Here is a 13,116-nt window from a genome sequence, read left to right as displayed (position 1 = left end):
ACTTCTTTCAGTTGACTTGGCGTACGGGTGCCGTGGAGTGGACCGCGCGCGTACGGCGGTCCCGCAGGCCGGACAGCACGTGGGAGAGGAAGAACAGGCTCACCGCGAGGGCCGCGACCGTCGCGCCCGCCGCGGTACTCAGATGCCAGGACAGCAGCAGGCCGCCGAACGTTGCCGAGGTGCCGACCAGGGCGGCGAGCACCATGACCCCGCGCACGGAGCGAGCCCAGGGCAGAGCGGCCGCCGGCGGTGCGATGAGCAGTCCGAGGACGAGCAGCGTTCCCACGATGTGGAACGAGGCGACGATCGCCAGACCGAGCAGGCCGAGCAGCACAGCGTGGGCCAGGCGCGGCCGCAGCCCCAGGGTCTGGGCCTTGCGTGCGTCGAACGCCAGCGCCAGGAAGGCACGGTGACCGAGGACCGACACCGCCAGCGCCGCGAGCAACGCCGCCGCGAGCACGAGAAGATCCTGCTGCCTGACCGCGAGGACGTCCCCGAAGAGGAATCCGGTCAGGTCGACCGCGAAGGACTGCGAGCGGGACACGATGATCACGCCGAGCGAGAGCATGCCGACGAACAGCAGCCCGATGCCGGTGTCCTGTGACAGCCTCGGTGTACGGCCCAGCGCGGTGACGCCTGCCGTCATGACCGCGGCGCTGACCACCGCGCCCACCATCAGGTCGCCCCCGAGGAGCGCGGCGACCGCGACCCCCGGCAGCAGCCCGTGGGACATGGCGTCACCGAGGAAAGCCATCCCCCTCAGCACCACCCACGTGCCCGCCAGGGCACAGATGGCGGATACCAGCATCCCGCCCCACAGGGCCCGCTGCACGAAGGTCACCTCGAACGGGACCGTCAACCATTCCATGACCCGGACACTACAATGAAAATCATGTTCAATACACAGCCCCCCTCAACCACCCCACCCCTCGACCGGACCGCCCTCCTCCGCTTCTCGGGGTTGTGCGCCGGCTACCCAGGCCTCCCGGTACTCCATCAAGTCAGCGGAGAGATAGCCGAGTTGACCACCACGGCGCTCGTCGGCCCGAACGGCAGCGGCAAGTCGACCCTGCTCGCCGTGCTCGCCGGTGTGATCAAGCCGACATCCGGCGACCTCTTCCGCGCCGGGGGCCGCTCGCCTGCCTTCGTGCCGCAGCGCGGAGCGGTCGGCGACACCCTTCCCCTGACCGTTCGGCAGACCGTGGAGATGGGGCGCTGGGGCGAGCGCGGTCCGTGGCGCCGACTGACCGCACGTGACCGCGCGACCGTGGACGCGGTGCTCGACCGGCTCGGCATCGGCGACCTCGCCCCACGCCAGCTGGGCGAGCTGTCGGGCGGACAGCGTCAACGCGCACTCATCGCGCAGGGCCTGGCGCAGGGCTCGGACCTGCTGCTCCTCGACGAGCCGACCACCGGCCTGGATCCGGAGGCGAGAGAGCGGATCGGGGCGCTGCTGACGGCGCTGGTGGCCGACGGGGTGACGATCGTCCAGGCCACGCACGATCTCGAGGTGGCGCGCACGGCGGACGCCTGTCTCCTCCTCCAGGACGGCCGCCTCGCCCGGCAGGGGCGTCCGGACCACGTCCTCACCGCGGCATCGCCGACCCGGGTCTGGCCAACGCCCTGAGAAGCGTTGATCTTCCGCACCAGGAGATCACGAGCTCATGGCAGCATCGGGGAACCAGCTCCCACCAGCAGGTGCATACGCGATCGATCAGGCCGCATCATCGGTCCGCTTCGCCGCACGCGCCATGTACAGGGTGCTGACGGGGCGTCCCCCGGCCGCGCCGGTCGCACAGCAGTGGCCACGATGTGGCGTCGCGGGGCGCATCGGAATCCGGATGCGCCCCGCAACGCTCAGGGCCTTGGGGTGGCTCCCGAGCCGCCCCGCACCGCCCAGGTCGTGCACGTGCGCGAAGAACGGCTCAGCGGAGGGATCGGGCGGCACCGTCCAGGGACCGGGCGGGAAGGGGCAGCGAGGAGACGGTGAAGGGCAGCGAGGTCGGCGGCAGCCCGGCGGACCAGCGGTTGTACTGGCTGTTCACCACCAGCACCCGACCGGCTGCGGCCGCTCCGTCGGCCGCCCTGCCGGTGAGGGCGACAGCGCTCGGGTGCAGCAGCCCTTCCGGCGGCGCGAGCCCGTCCACCACGCGCCCCCGTGCCAGGTCCTGGCTCAGCTCGACGACAGCGACGCGGGACTGCGCCCCGGGCCCCTCGAAGAGGCCGCCCTGCGACACGTACAGGTGGCCGTCGCGCCATGCCAGGCCGTCGCCACCCGGGAGGCTCCCGCCGCCGAGATCCACCTCGGCCATCTCCCGGGTCGCCGGATCTATCCGCCAGAGCTGCCCGGTGTTGCTCTGGACGGCGAGCAGCCGACTACCCGCGGAGACGATGCCGTTGAGGTTGTGCTGCCCATGGATCCAGTCGACGCCCGCCGCTTCGACGTCGAGCCAGGGGTGCATCGTCCAGCGCCCGCCCGGCGCTTGCTTCACGCGGTAGATCTGGGGCTTGAACGAGTCGGTCACGTAGGCCGTGCCGTCGCCGTCGAGAGCGATGTCGTTGACGAATCCACCCGTCCTGCCCTTCAGCCGGGCGAGCAGGGCCTTGCTCTTCGTGTCGTAGATCCGCAGCGTGGCGGTCTCGCCGCCCCCGGCGAAGAGACGGCCTGCGGAGTCGATGGTCATTCCCGAGGTGAAGGTGCGTCCGTCGTGACCCGCGGGCGACCAGACCTCGACCGCCGGCTCCGACAGGTGACCGCGGTAGAGCGTGCCGCCCTCGGCGCTGCCGACGTAGAAGTGGCCGGACGCCGAGTCCATGGCGAGACCGGTCGGGAAGGCCCGGTCGCCCGGCACTACGTACCGGTCGGGCGGAGCGTCCTCGCCGGGGGCGAGGACGAGCGATGTGGCTGCGAGCGCCGCGACGAGGGCGGATACGAGCAGGCGCATGAGGTGTGGAACCCCTCTCGATGGCGTCGGAGCACCGACGGTCGTCGGTGCTCCGCTGTTCCCGTGCTGCAGTGCCATCGTCAGCCGGGGCGTGCGGTCCTCCCGCTGCTGTCCCATCCCTCGGATCGCGCTGTTCCCCGGTCGCGCCGTACCCCGGTCGGGTCGTACCTGGGGACGGCGTACCTACCGTCATTCGGCACGCCGAAGCACCCGGCCGGATCCGCCGCGGTCAGCGCTCGGCAAGCGCGTGCAGTGCCTTCGCCTCCGGGGTGTCCGGCGGCGCGGTGTAGACCAGCAGGCTGAGCTCCGGGTCCCGGGGGAAGGCGGTGATCTCGTAGCCGAGCGCGAGCGGTCCGAGCTCCGGATGATCGATGCGTTTGACTCCGTACGCCTTCGTCCGGACCGCGTGCGCCATCCAATGGCGTCGGAACTCCGGACTCGCCGCGTTCAGTTCGTCGATCAGTTCCACGAGGAGGGGATCCTCGGGAAAGCGGCCCGCGGCGATCCGCAGCGTGCCGACGGCTTCCCGGGCGATCGCGTCTCGCTCCGGGTAGCGGCTGCCGATGGTCTCGTCGACGAGGTGGAGACGGCACATGTTCCGGGACCGCGGCGGGAGCCGGGCGAAGTCGGTGATGAGGGCGCAGGCGGGACGGTTCCAGGCGACGACGTCCATCCGGTGGCCCATGGCGAGCGCGGGCGCGGCGATCCAGTCCAGCAGGTGTTGCACCCCGGCTCGTGCGGCCTCAGCACCGTCCGACGCGAGGGCCGGGGAGGGCCAAGCCGTACGGTCCGCTCCTGACCCGGCACGAGCGACTCCGTTCCGCTGCCGACGCGCCAGCCGTACGAGGTGGTCGTGCTCGTCCCGGTCCAGCCTGAGCGCGACGGCGACGGCGCCGAGGACGGCATCGGACGCCCCGTGGTTGCGGCCCTGTTCGAGCCGAACATAGTAGTCGACGCTCACGCCCGCCAGATGCGCCAGCTCCTCCCGCCGCAGACCCGGAACGCGGCGTCTGCCGGAACCCGAGGCGTAACCGACGTCCTCGGGACGTATCCGAGCCCGCCGCGAGCGTAAGAAGTCGCCCAACTCTCCCTGTGTACCCATACGTTCATTGTCCCCAATCGTGTGCGAGCTCCTTGGACGCGACGCGTTCAGGCCGTCCTGCGCGGTCCGCTGCGGCGGTAGCCCTCCCAGACCGAGCCGCCCGCCGCGTCGAGGACCTCCGTGACCAGCGAGGTGAGGCCCGCCGGTGCGCCGCGCAGCGCGGCCTGCGCCGCCTCGTCCAGGCGCGCGGCCAGATCCGGCGCGACGGGTTCGAGGCGCCGAGCCAGCCACTTGCCGCCGCCGGCCCACGCGCCGTGGGTCAGCAGCGCCAATTCGCCGCTCCGCCGGACGAGTTCGGCCACGACGAACAGCCGCTCCCCCGCATCCGTACAGGCGGCGAAGTCGTCGAGCAGGTCCGTCAGCGCGTACCGGGCGTCTTCGAGGGCCGTATCGGTGACCGGGGGCGGGCCTGCGGTCACGAGGCGTTTCGCCGTATCCGCGATCCGATCTCCTGTCCCGTCGGCGTCGAGCAGCAGTGCCCCCTCGGCGCACATCCACAACAGGGGGGAGTTCCGTCGCACGATCTCCGGGGTCACGAAACTGTGCCAGGAGTCCTCCGTGTGCACGAACAGCTCCACCGGCCAGGTCCCGTACCGCAGGCTCTCGCGGTACGGGGCGGGCGGGCCATCGAGCAGCACGACGACGTCCAGGTCGGACCGGTCGGTGCGCCGACTCGTCAGAACACTGCCGCCGAGGAACGCGGCGCGGGCGTCGGGGTGGCGCTCCAGAACAAGGGCACGGGCGAGGTCGATGAGGTCCATGCCCATACTCTGCCGTGGTCCCGCGGACCGGGAAGCACAGCCCCGCGCGGAGAGTGGCACCCGGACACCTCCGGAATCGTAGGAATGCTCATGATCACCCATCGGAACCCGTGCTCACGGAACAGGGCATCCCGAACGGCGCCCGTCGGGCTCTTCGACGCCGCCGGAATCGAGTACGCCGTCGGCTCCGCAGCCGGAATGCCGTCGCACGGGTCGCCCGCCCCGGTGTCGAGTCGGTCAGGGGGACGCCTCCTCGGCAGGGGCGGCCCGCTGAGGAGGTGGCCTCTCTCGGCTCGTGCGTTCCCTCACCTGATCCTCAGTGTCCTTCGCGGTCAGCGGTCTTCCGCGGGTCGTCCGCCAGAATGCGGGCCGCGAACTGCCGCACTTGCTCCTCCACGGGCTGCTCGTGGGTGGTGAACAAGTCGTCCCAGTGAAAACGTGCGCCCGCCCCCGATGCCTGAACCTCGTGAAAGCTGACATCGACTCCTTCGGGGCTGGTGAGCTCCTCGGGCACGTCGGGCTCCTCGCGTCGTGGCGACACATTCGTGAGGACGCAGCCCCACTGCTCGAACCAGCCGCTGTCCGCAAGGGTCTGATGAAGCAGCCGGGCGATGGTGTCCACCGGCTCCTCCCAGCTGCGGTCGGCCGCGGCCCTGGCGAGTTCGGCTTCGTACTGGGCCGCGTCGAACCAGCAGTCCGCGGGCACGGCAGTGATGTTGCTGGTGTTCTCCCAGGCGTCCCAGATCACCCGGTCTCCGTCGCGGCGCATGGTGACGTACAGAGCCCCGCAGCAGCCGGCGGTGCAGGGCGGCTCGGCGATGTTGAGGCTGCGCGGCTCCTCCGTGACCGCCAGCGGCCAGCTCTCGGCAGGACCTGTCCAGTGCCGGCGACTGAGAGCCATCGCTTCCGGGTGGACGGCCTTCAGAACGTCCACGCCGTCGATCAGGGGGCGCACCTCGGCCCAGGGGTCCGCTGCCCAGTCGTCCGGGATCCTGTGCTGCAAGGTCAAGGTACTCATCGCCGGCTGGTCCGTCATACGCCTATGATCGGCCAATGCCACGCGGTGGCCCAATCATTTGTTGGACGTGATCGGCCCCGGACAGTCGCGCCGGGGCAGCAGCCACCGCTCAGGGCCGACAATCTCGTCGCACCCATCACATGAGACCTGTGCCGCAGTGGCTCGTGCGTGACCGGGGTCCTCGGCGTCACCCTGCTTCAGCTGATGCAGCACGCCGACGCAGATACGTCGAGGCAGATACGTCGACAGCTTTCGTAGGGCTGAGAAGTGGAGAGTTCCCCCACCGTGGAAATCATGGAGACGCACCGCGACCTCGTGATCCGTCTGCTGCCCGATGAGAAGCGGGAAGAACTCACCACCCACCAAGGCCAGTTCCACCACGTCGTCGTCGGCTCGGAGCACGTGGTGTGTTTCGCCCGCACCGAAGCCGCCGCAGGGCGGCTGCCCGCGCGGGCAGCCGCCCTGTGCGCCCTCGCCGGGCTCGACCTCGGCTTCCGCACCCCGCGCCCGCTCGCCCAGGGTGGCGGCCCGGGCACGGATGAGCCCCCCTACCTCGTGCTGAGCCGGATCCCCGGGGCGCCCTTGGACGATGCCGCGCTCGAATGCCCCGAAGCCGTCGAGGCGGTGGCCGAGCAGTACGCAGGGCTCCTCTCCGGGCTCATCGCCGCGGGCAGGGACGAGAGGGCGCGTGCCGCGCTTTCGGCGGCCCCCGAGCGTCAGTGGCAGGAGTTCGCGGCGGGAGTGCGCGCCGAACTGTTCCCGCTGATGTCCGATGGCGGCCGGGAGCGTGCCGGGCGCGAACTCGCCGCGCTCGACGGCCTTCCCCCGCTCACTTCCGCAGTGGTCCACGGCGACCTCGGCGGCGAGAACGTCCTGTGGGAGCTCTCTGACGGTGCGCCACGCCTCAGCGGTGTCATCGACTGGGACGAGGTCACCTTGGGCGACCCCGCCGAGGACCTGGCAGCCGTCGGAGCCGGCTACGGGGAGGAACTGCTGGACCGGGTGCTGGCGCTCGGCGGCTGGACCGACGCTTCGACGGCCGGACGGATCACCGCGATCCGCGGCACCTTCGCCCTCCAACAGGCCCTCTACGCACAACGCGACGGTGACGAGGAGGAACTGGCGGACGGCCTCACCGGCTACCGCTAGGCCAGGCCCCTGAGAGTTGCGATGCCGGGGCGCGGCGTGCCTGCGATGCGGTCGTCCGGTCAGCGGTCCACCCGATGCGGCGGCCAGGAGCGTCCGTAGCGCCGATATCCAACGCTTCCGCTGCTTCCACAACCACTGGTTGTGTCTCGCGGATACCGAGTTGTTTGATCGTGTGTGGTGCACGGTGGTGGGATCAGCACATGTCCACACGCAAAGAGCAGGTCATGTATGTCCGTACGCCTGAGTTCGCGCGTCATGCGGAGCGGATCGTGGAGGTGACCGATGCGACGTCCCGACTGAACGTACTTCCGTTCAGCGACAGCGCAGGTCGCACGGAACTGCTTTCGGTTGTGTTCGGCGGCCCGCTGCCGGATTCGGTGGTGATCTACCCGCCGTTCTTTACCGAGTGCGGGCTGCACACGACGTTCGGGGAGAACGTCTTCGTCAACCAGGGATGCACGTTCATGGACAAGGGAGGCATCCGTATCGGGAACGGTGTCATGATCGCCCCGAAGGTCAGCCTCGTCACCGGAGGCCATCCCCTGCCCCGGGCAGAGCGCCGCGAGTACCTCTCCTTCGCCCCGATCGTCATCGAGGACGACGTCTGGATCGGGACAGCCGCCGTGATCACCCAAGGGGTGACCATCGGTACCGGTGCGGTGGTCGCCGCGGGTGCGGTGGTCGCGCGTGATGTTCCGGCCGGCGCCGTGGTCGCGGGAGTGCCCGCCCGGGTGATCAAGAAGATCGACTGAGCCCGGCCGCGCCGACGGGGATACTCGTCGTCGGTCGAAAGCCGAGGCCGCGGCGGCGTGGGCTGTGGCTCCGGTTCCGGCGTGGTGTGCACGGTGACGATCGCCGCGGCCCCGACGAGGGCCGGCCCTGCCATCGCGGCGAGTCCGGTGCGGCTCATCGATCGCCACGGAAGTGGTCGCGGAGCTCGTCGCGACAGTCACCCTCCGTGGGGCCGCGGATTCCCGAGAATCCCAGTACTCCGTCTTCCTTACGTTCCTGATCAGCCTTGGCCAACTGTGCCTCGATGTTCGCGATGTACTCGCCGCACTCCGCACCGCCAGGCTGCCCGGGCCGCGGGTCCGGTGCCGAGGAGGCCCTCAATCCGGCGATGCCGGCGAGGCCCGCCACGCACAGGACCGCCCACGCCGTAATCCACATGCGGCGACTCGTCGTCCGTATCTGCTGGGGCATCCGAGCATCCTACGAGCGCTGCGGTGGTCTGTCGCCGCGTCAGGACTTCCTCGTCCACCCGCGCGACGACGAAGCGGGCCGGGGTCGCCGACGGAGGCGACGGGCTCCGGCCGTGGCCTCCGCGGGACTCCGCCGTGGCCCTGATGCACGGAGCGGCGGCCGGAGGGGCTAGTTTGCTCGGATGAGCCTTCTCCATGATGTGGCCGAGCGCGATGGCTGGCTGTGCTGGGTGTGCGACGAACCGGTCGACCCCGACAAGTCGGTCAACGACCAGCAGGGCCCCAGTGTCGACAGCCGGACCGCTGATCGGAAGGCCAAGGTCACCGAGCGACTCGCGCACCGCGGGTGCAACTCCCGCAAAGGCGCGGTCAAGGTGTCCATCGCCTGGCCGGACCGTCTCTACGTGGTCGAACCCGCGCCGCTGATCGCTGTGGCCGCCCGTCTGGAGCGCAAGGGGGGCCGCGAGATGGTGGGCCGCTGTCCGACCAGGCAGGACGCCCAAGAAGCGGCGGATTGGCTGGAGGACCGATTTTCCCGACTGGTACCGGGGCTGCCGGTGACCGCCGGCGTCGAGCCGGGCGGCGGCCAGTTCCTCGTCGTCCTCACCGTCGGCCGGCGCTGACCGAGGATCGCCTCTGGTCGATCGGCAAGGAGCACCAGGCGTGAACACGGTCGGACGGCGTCTGCGGGCGGACGGAGGGTGGACGGGGCCGCGGGTGCAGCGGAAACCACCGTCCGGCTTCTGCGCGCTGCGCGAAGAACGAGTTGGGGAACACCGACAGAACGAGGCGTCACTCCGCCGGTGTTCCGACCGCTGAGTGCGGCGCCCGGCCACCGCGAACCGGGGCCGCGCCCGCGGTGTCGCTCCGGGAGCCATCCCTGCCGACCAGCCGGACAACCAGCGCGCAGGCCGCGAATCCGGATCCCAGGAGGCTGGAGCCCGTCCAGCCGTAGGTGGCGAAGGTCGCCGTGGTCGCCGCCGCACCGAGGGCGGAGCCGAGTGAGTAGAAGACCATGTAGCCGCCGATGACGCTGCTCAAGCGATCCGGATACGTAGCGGTGAGCACGTGCTGGTTGCTCACATGCACGGCCTGGACCGCGAAGTCGAGGGCGACGATTCCGATGATCAGGAGCCACAGGGACCACGGGAGCTGGGCGATCGCCACCCACGAAAGGATCAGGAGGGCGAGCGCCAGGCCGCTGACCGGGGTCGCGCGCCCGGCGTCCGCCCACCGTCCGGCGCGCGCCGCGCCGAGCGCGCCGGCCAGGCCCGCGATGCCGAACAGCCCGATGTGCGTCTCGCTGAGCCGCCAGGGCCCGCCCGCCAGCGACGGGGACAGCCCGCTCCACAGGGTTCCGAACGAGGCGAACAGGAAGAACGCGATGAGGCCGCGCGTCAGGAAGGTTCGCTGCCCCAGCAGCCGGCCGAGCGTGCCGACGGCCTCGCGGTACTCCGCGGGGGACGTCACACGCCGGGCCGGGGGCAGTACGGCGGGCACCAGAACTGCGAGCCCGAGGGAGAGCACCGCGAGCACGACGTAGACGCTGCGCCAGCCCCACATGTCGGCGAGCGCGCCGGTAGCGGCCCGCGCACCCAGAATGCCGACCACGACGCCCGAGGTCACCACCCCGATGTTCCGTCCACGTTCGGCGGAAGGGGAGGCCGACGCCGCGTGGGCCACCGCGATCTGCACCACGACCGCGAACACCCCGGCCGTCGCGAGCCCCGCGAGCGCCTGCCACGCGGCCGACGACAAGGCCGTGACCATCATGCCCACCGACGTGACCGCCAGCTGCACGGCGATGAGGCGGCGTCTGTCGACCACATCGCCGAGCGGCACCAGCAGCAACAGGCCTGCCAGGTAGCCGAACTGACCGGTGGCCACGAACCAGCCGGTGAGCTCCGTCGGCACGCCGAGGTCGCGTCCCATCGGCCCCAGAACCGGCTGTGCGGCGTAGACGCTCGCCACAGCGACGCCGCACACCACCGCCAGCAGCACTCTATGCCCTGCGTTCATCACAGCCTCCTTCGATCAGTAGCATTTTGCAACCGATCGGACGGTACGGCATGATGGTTTCAATTCGCAACTCATTGGGAGGCCTCATGCCAGGCGCACCCCTGCGCGCCCCGGACGCGCAATGGTCGGATCCCGACTGCCCCGTCGCCCGCACCCTCGACCTCGTCGGCGACCGATGGAGTCTTCTCGTCATCCGTGACGCGATGGACGGCGCGGCCTCGTTCACCGAGTTCCAGCGGCGGACCGGCATCGCGCGCAACATCCTGACCGACCGCCTCCGCAAGCTCCTCGCCCACGGGGTCCTCGCCCAGCGCGCCGCACCGTCGGGCCGCCGCCAGGAGTACGCCCTCACCGATGCCGGCCGCGCACTGTTCCCGGTCATCCTCACGCTGCGCCAATGGGGCGAGCGACACGCCTTCGCACCGGGCGAGCCCCACTCCGTCCTGGTCGACCGGCACGGCGACCCCGTGCCGGACCTCACGCCGACCGGCGCGGACGGCGCACCCCTGGACAGCGAAACCACTCGCGTACAGAAGACTCCGTAGGCGTCAACGGGCGCGCGCACGGCGGACGATCGCTCCGCACAGAATTGTTGTTGTCATGCCCCTTGCAAGAAGAGGAGTGGCGCGCTCCAATGGACGCGACTCAATGGAAAGGAAACTTTCCTAATAGAGCTGCCTTCCCAGCTGAGCCGTGTCCGTACGCCCCTCCACGAGCCCCTTGTGCGTTCGGCGTCCGGTATGTCGCGAGAGATCGGAGAACCACGTGCGCATGCGCATGCCCCACCGCATTTCCCGGCGCGTTTCCCGTTCGGAACGACCACCCCGCCCCGCGCACCGCCGGCGCCGCACCGGCGTCCGGATCGCCCTGGCCATGGCGCTGACCGCGATCCCCGCCGTGGTCGCCCTCAACACCGGACAGGCGGCCGCGGCCTCCGGCCTCGACGATCCGGCGAAGAAGGAAATCGCCATGCAGATCGTCTCGACGGCCGAGAACTCCTCGCTCCAGTGGCGCGAGCAGTTCGACTACATCGAGGACATCGGCGACGGGCGCGGCTACACGGCCGGCATCATCGGCTTCTGTTCCGGTACGCACGACATGCTCGATCTCGTCGAGTACTACACGGACCAGGTGCCGGACAATCCGCTGGCCGCGTACCTCCCGGCGCTCCGCGCGGTCGACGGGAGCGACTCCCACGAGGGCCTGGACCCCGGCTTCACGGCGGCCTGGGAGCAGGCCGCGGCGACCCCCGAGTTCCGGGCGGCGCAGGAACACGAGCGTGACCGCGTCTACTTCGGCCCCTCCGTGTCCCGGGCGAAGAGCGACGGGCTGCGGGTGCTCGGGCAGTTCGCCTACTACGACGCCATCGTCATGCACGGGCAGTCGGGCTTCGAGAGCATCCGCGCCGAGGCCAGGGCCGATGCCCGTACGCCCGCCGAGGGGGGCGACGAAACCCGGTACCTCGACGCCTTCCTCGACGCGCGTGTCGTGGAGATGAAGAAGGAGGCGGCGCACGAGGACACGAGCCGGGTCGACACCGCCCAGCGCGTGTTCCTGAGGAACGGCAACCTCGACCTCGACACCCCGCTGGCCTGGGCCGTCTACGGCGACGACTTCCGCATCGACAGCGACCCCCGGCCCGGCCCTGAACCGACGGGCCCATCCGGCACCGAGACACTGATATCGCGCGGCAAGCCCGCCACCGCCTCGTCGTCCGAGACCTCCGCCCTGGCGCCCGGCAAGGCCGTCGACGGCGTCGCGACCACCCGCTGGGCCAGCGCCGAGGGGGCCGACCCGCAGTGGCTCCGCATCGACCTCGGCGAAGGGGCGTCCGTCTCCCGTGTCGAGCTGACATGGGAGGCCGCGTACGCGAAGCAGTACCGGCTGGAGATCTCGCCCAACGGCACCGACTGGACCCGCCTCGCCGCGGAGACGGCGGGCAACGGCGGGACCGACACCTGGACCGGTCTCACCGGCAAGGGCCGCTACCTGCGCGTGTACGGCACCGCACGCGGCACCACGTACGGCTACTCCCTCTGGGAGGCCGACGTGTACGGCACCGCCGGGGGTACCACCCCCACCGACCCGCCCCCGAAGGGAGCGTTCACCGTGGTCGGGGCCGGTGACATCGCCGACCAGTGCAACAAGAGCGATCCGGGGTGCCAGCACTTCAAGACCGCCGCGCGCGCCATGGCGATCGACCCGGCCTTCTACATCACCATGGGCGACAACCAGTACGACGACGCCCACATCGAGGACTTCCGCAACTACTACGACAAGTCCTGGGGCCAGTTCAAGGACAAGACCCATCCCGTGCCCGGCAACCACGAGGCGTACGACGACTGGGACAACCAGGACGAGGTCGCCTACCGGCAGTACTTCGGTGACCGCGCCACCCCCCAGGGCAAGATGTGGTACAGCTACGACTACGGCAACTGGCACTTCGTCGCCCTCAACTCCAACCGGTTCGACGAGCGCGAACAGCTCGACTGGCTGAAGGCCGACCTCGCCAAGAACAGCAAGCAGTGCGTCGCCGCGTACTTCCACCACCCGCTGTTCAGTTCCGGCAGCCACGGCAACGACCCCGTGAGCAAGCCGGTCTGGTCCATGCTGCAGGCGGCCGGCACCGAGCTGGTGCTGAGCGGCCACGATCACCACTACGAGCGTTTCGCCCCCCAGAGCCCGGACGGCCGGGCAGACCCGAACGGCATTGTCGAGATCCTCGGCGGCATGGGAGGCAAGGACCTGTACGGCCAGGGTGACACCGTGCAGAAGAACAGCCAGAAGCGCATCTGGGACAAGTTCGGCGTGATGCGGCTCGACTTCACCGACACGACCTTCACCTCGAAGTTCGTCGGTACCGACGGAACGGTCCTGGACACCGGCCCGACGTACAGCTGCCACTGATCGGCACGCCCGT

General features: G+C 70.3%; 13 protein-coding genes and 1 pseudogene. 7 read left to right on the top strand and 7 right to left on the bottom strand.

Annotated features, from left to right (window positions below):
- Positions 1 to 7: 7 nt before the first annotated feature.
- On the bottom strand, positions 8 to 868 hold the full coding sequence (aztB, locus tag ACH4RG_RS21395) for a zinc ABC transporter permease AztB (protein WP_397917944.1): 861 nt from the start codon (positions 866 to 868) through the stop codon (positions 8 to 10).
- Between the two features lie 15 nt (positions 869 to 883).
- Between aztB and aztA the strand changes: the two genes are divergently transcribed.
- The gene (gene aztA, locus ACH4RG_RS21390; RefSeq protein ID WP_397927354.1) at positions 884 to 1,627 is read left to right on the top strand and encodes a zinc ABC transporter ATP-binding protein AztA; all 744 of its coding nucleotides are present in this window, start codon (positions 884 to 886) and stop codon (positions 1,625 to 1,627) included.
- 298 nt (positions 1,628 to 1,925) lie between these two features.
- Here the strand turns inward: aztA and ACH4RG_RS21385 are convergent, their stop codons facing one another.
- From ACH4RG_RS21385 to ACH4RG_RS21370, 4 genes are all read right to left on the bottom strand, one after another.
- Entirely contained in the window at positions 1,926 to 2,945 is a 1,020-nt protein-coding gene (locus ACH4RG_RS21385) for a hypothetical protein (RefSeq protein WP_397927353.1), read from the bottom strand.
- Between the two features lie 229 nt (positions 2,946 to 3,174).
- Positions 3,175 to 4,029: a helix-turn-helix domain-containing protein gene (locus ACH4RG_RS21380; RefSeq protein WP_398539970.1), complete on the bottom strand. Its 855-nt coding sequence runs from the start codon at positions 4,027 to 4,029 to the stop codon at positions 3,175 to 3,177.
- Positions 4,030 to 4,094: 65 nt separating this feature from the next.
- Complete coding sequence (locus tag ACH4RG_RS21375; RefSeq protein WP_398539969.1) at positions 4,095 to 4,808, bottom strand: nucleotidyltransferase domain-containing protein; 714 nt, start codon at positions 4,806 to 4,808, stop codon at positions 4,095 to 4,097.
- 316 nt (positions 4,809 to 5,124) lie between these two features.
- A complete protein-coding gene (locus tag ACH4RG_RS21370) occupies positions 5,125 to 5,844 on the bottom strand; it encodes a hypothetical protein (RefSeq protein ID WP_397917939.1) in 720 nt (239 codons plus the stop codon).
- Between the two features lie 249 nt (positions 5,845 to 6,093).
- Between ACH4RG_RS21370 and vph the strand changes: the two genes are divergently transcribed.
- Together vph and ACH4RG_RS21360 are read left to right on the top strand one after the other, a co-directional pair.
- Positions 6,094 to 6,975, top strand: a complete 882-nt coding sequence (vph, locus tag ACH4RG_RS21365; protein ID WP_397917938.1) for a viomycin phosphotransferase — start codon at positions 6,094 to 6,096, stop codon at positions 6,973 to 6,975.
- Between the two features lie 224 nt (positions 6,976 to 7,199).
- On the top strand, positions 7,200 to 7,727 hold the full coding sequence (locus tag ACH4RG_RS21360) for a DapH/DapD/GlmU-related protein (protein WP_398540036.1): 528 nt from the start codon (positions 7,200 to 7,202) through the stop codon (positions 7,725 to 7,727).
- A gap of 154 nt (positions 7,728 to 7,881) precedes the next feature.
- Here the strand turns inward: ACH4RG_RS21360 and ACH4RG_RS21355 are convergent, their stop codons facing one another.
- Positions 7,882 to 8,178 carry a hypothetical protein gene (locus ACH4RG_RS21355; protein ID WP_397917937.1) on the bottom strand — a complete coding sequence of 99 codons (297 nt, stop codon included), beginning with the start codon at positions 8,176 to 8,178 and terminating at the stop codon, positions 7,882 to 7,884.
- A gap of 181 nt (positions 8,179 to 8,359) precedes the next feature.
- Between ACH4RG_RS21355 and ACH4RG_RS21350 the strand changes: the two genes are divergently transcribed.
- Positions 8,360 to 8,800, top strand: coding sequence for a hypothetical protein (locus tag ACH4RG_RS21350; protein ID WP_398163488.1), 441 nt, complete (start codon positions 8,360 to 8,362; stop codon positions 8,798 to 8,800).
- A 169-nt stretch (positions 8,801 to 8,969) separates the two neighbouring features.
- Here ACH4RG_RS21350 and ACH4RG_RS21345 read toward each other — a convergent pair whose 3' ends face one another.
- Positions 8,970 to 10,196, bottom strand: coding sequence for an MFS transporter (locus ACH4RG_RS21345; RefSeq protein WP_397917935.1), 1,227 nt, complete (start codon positions 10,194 to 10,196; stop codon positions 8,970 to 8,972).
- An 86-nt stretch (positions 10,197 to 10,282) separates the two neighbouring features.
- Between ACH4RG_RS21345 and ACH4RG_RS21340 the strand changes: the two genes are divergently transcribed.
- The 3 genes and pseudogenes from ACH4RG_RS21340 (at position 10,283) to ACH4RG_RS21330 (ending at position 13,103) form a co-directional block, all read left to right on the top strand.
- Positions 10,283 to 10,741: a winged helix-turn-helix transcriptional regulator gene (locus ACH4RG_RS21340; protein WP_397917934.1), complete on the top strand. Its 459-nt coding sequence runs from the start codon at positions 10,283 to 10,285 to the stop codon at positions 10,739 to 10,741.
- Positions 10,742 to 10,967: 226 nt separating this feature from the next.
- Positions 10,968 to 11,819: pseudogene (locus ACH4RG_RS21335) on the top strand (chitosanase); the annotation flags it as partial.
- Positions 11,817 to 13,103, top strand: coding sequence for a discoidin domain-containing protein (locus ACH4RG_RS21330; RefSeq protein ID WP_398540035.1), 1,287 nt, complete (start codon positions 11,817 to 11,819; stop codon positions 13,101 to 13,103). The pseudogene ACH4RG_RS21335 and the gene ACH4RG_RS21330, both read left to right, overlap by 3 nt.
- Positions 13,104 to 13,116 lie beyond the last annotated feature (13 nt).

This window comes from Streptomyces sp. NPDC021019 (assembly GCF_044333295.1).
GTDB lineage: Bacteria > Actinomycetota > Actinomycetes > Streptomycetales > Streptomycetaceae > Streptomyces.
This window is presented reverse-complemented; position numbering and strand designations above follow the sequence as displayed.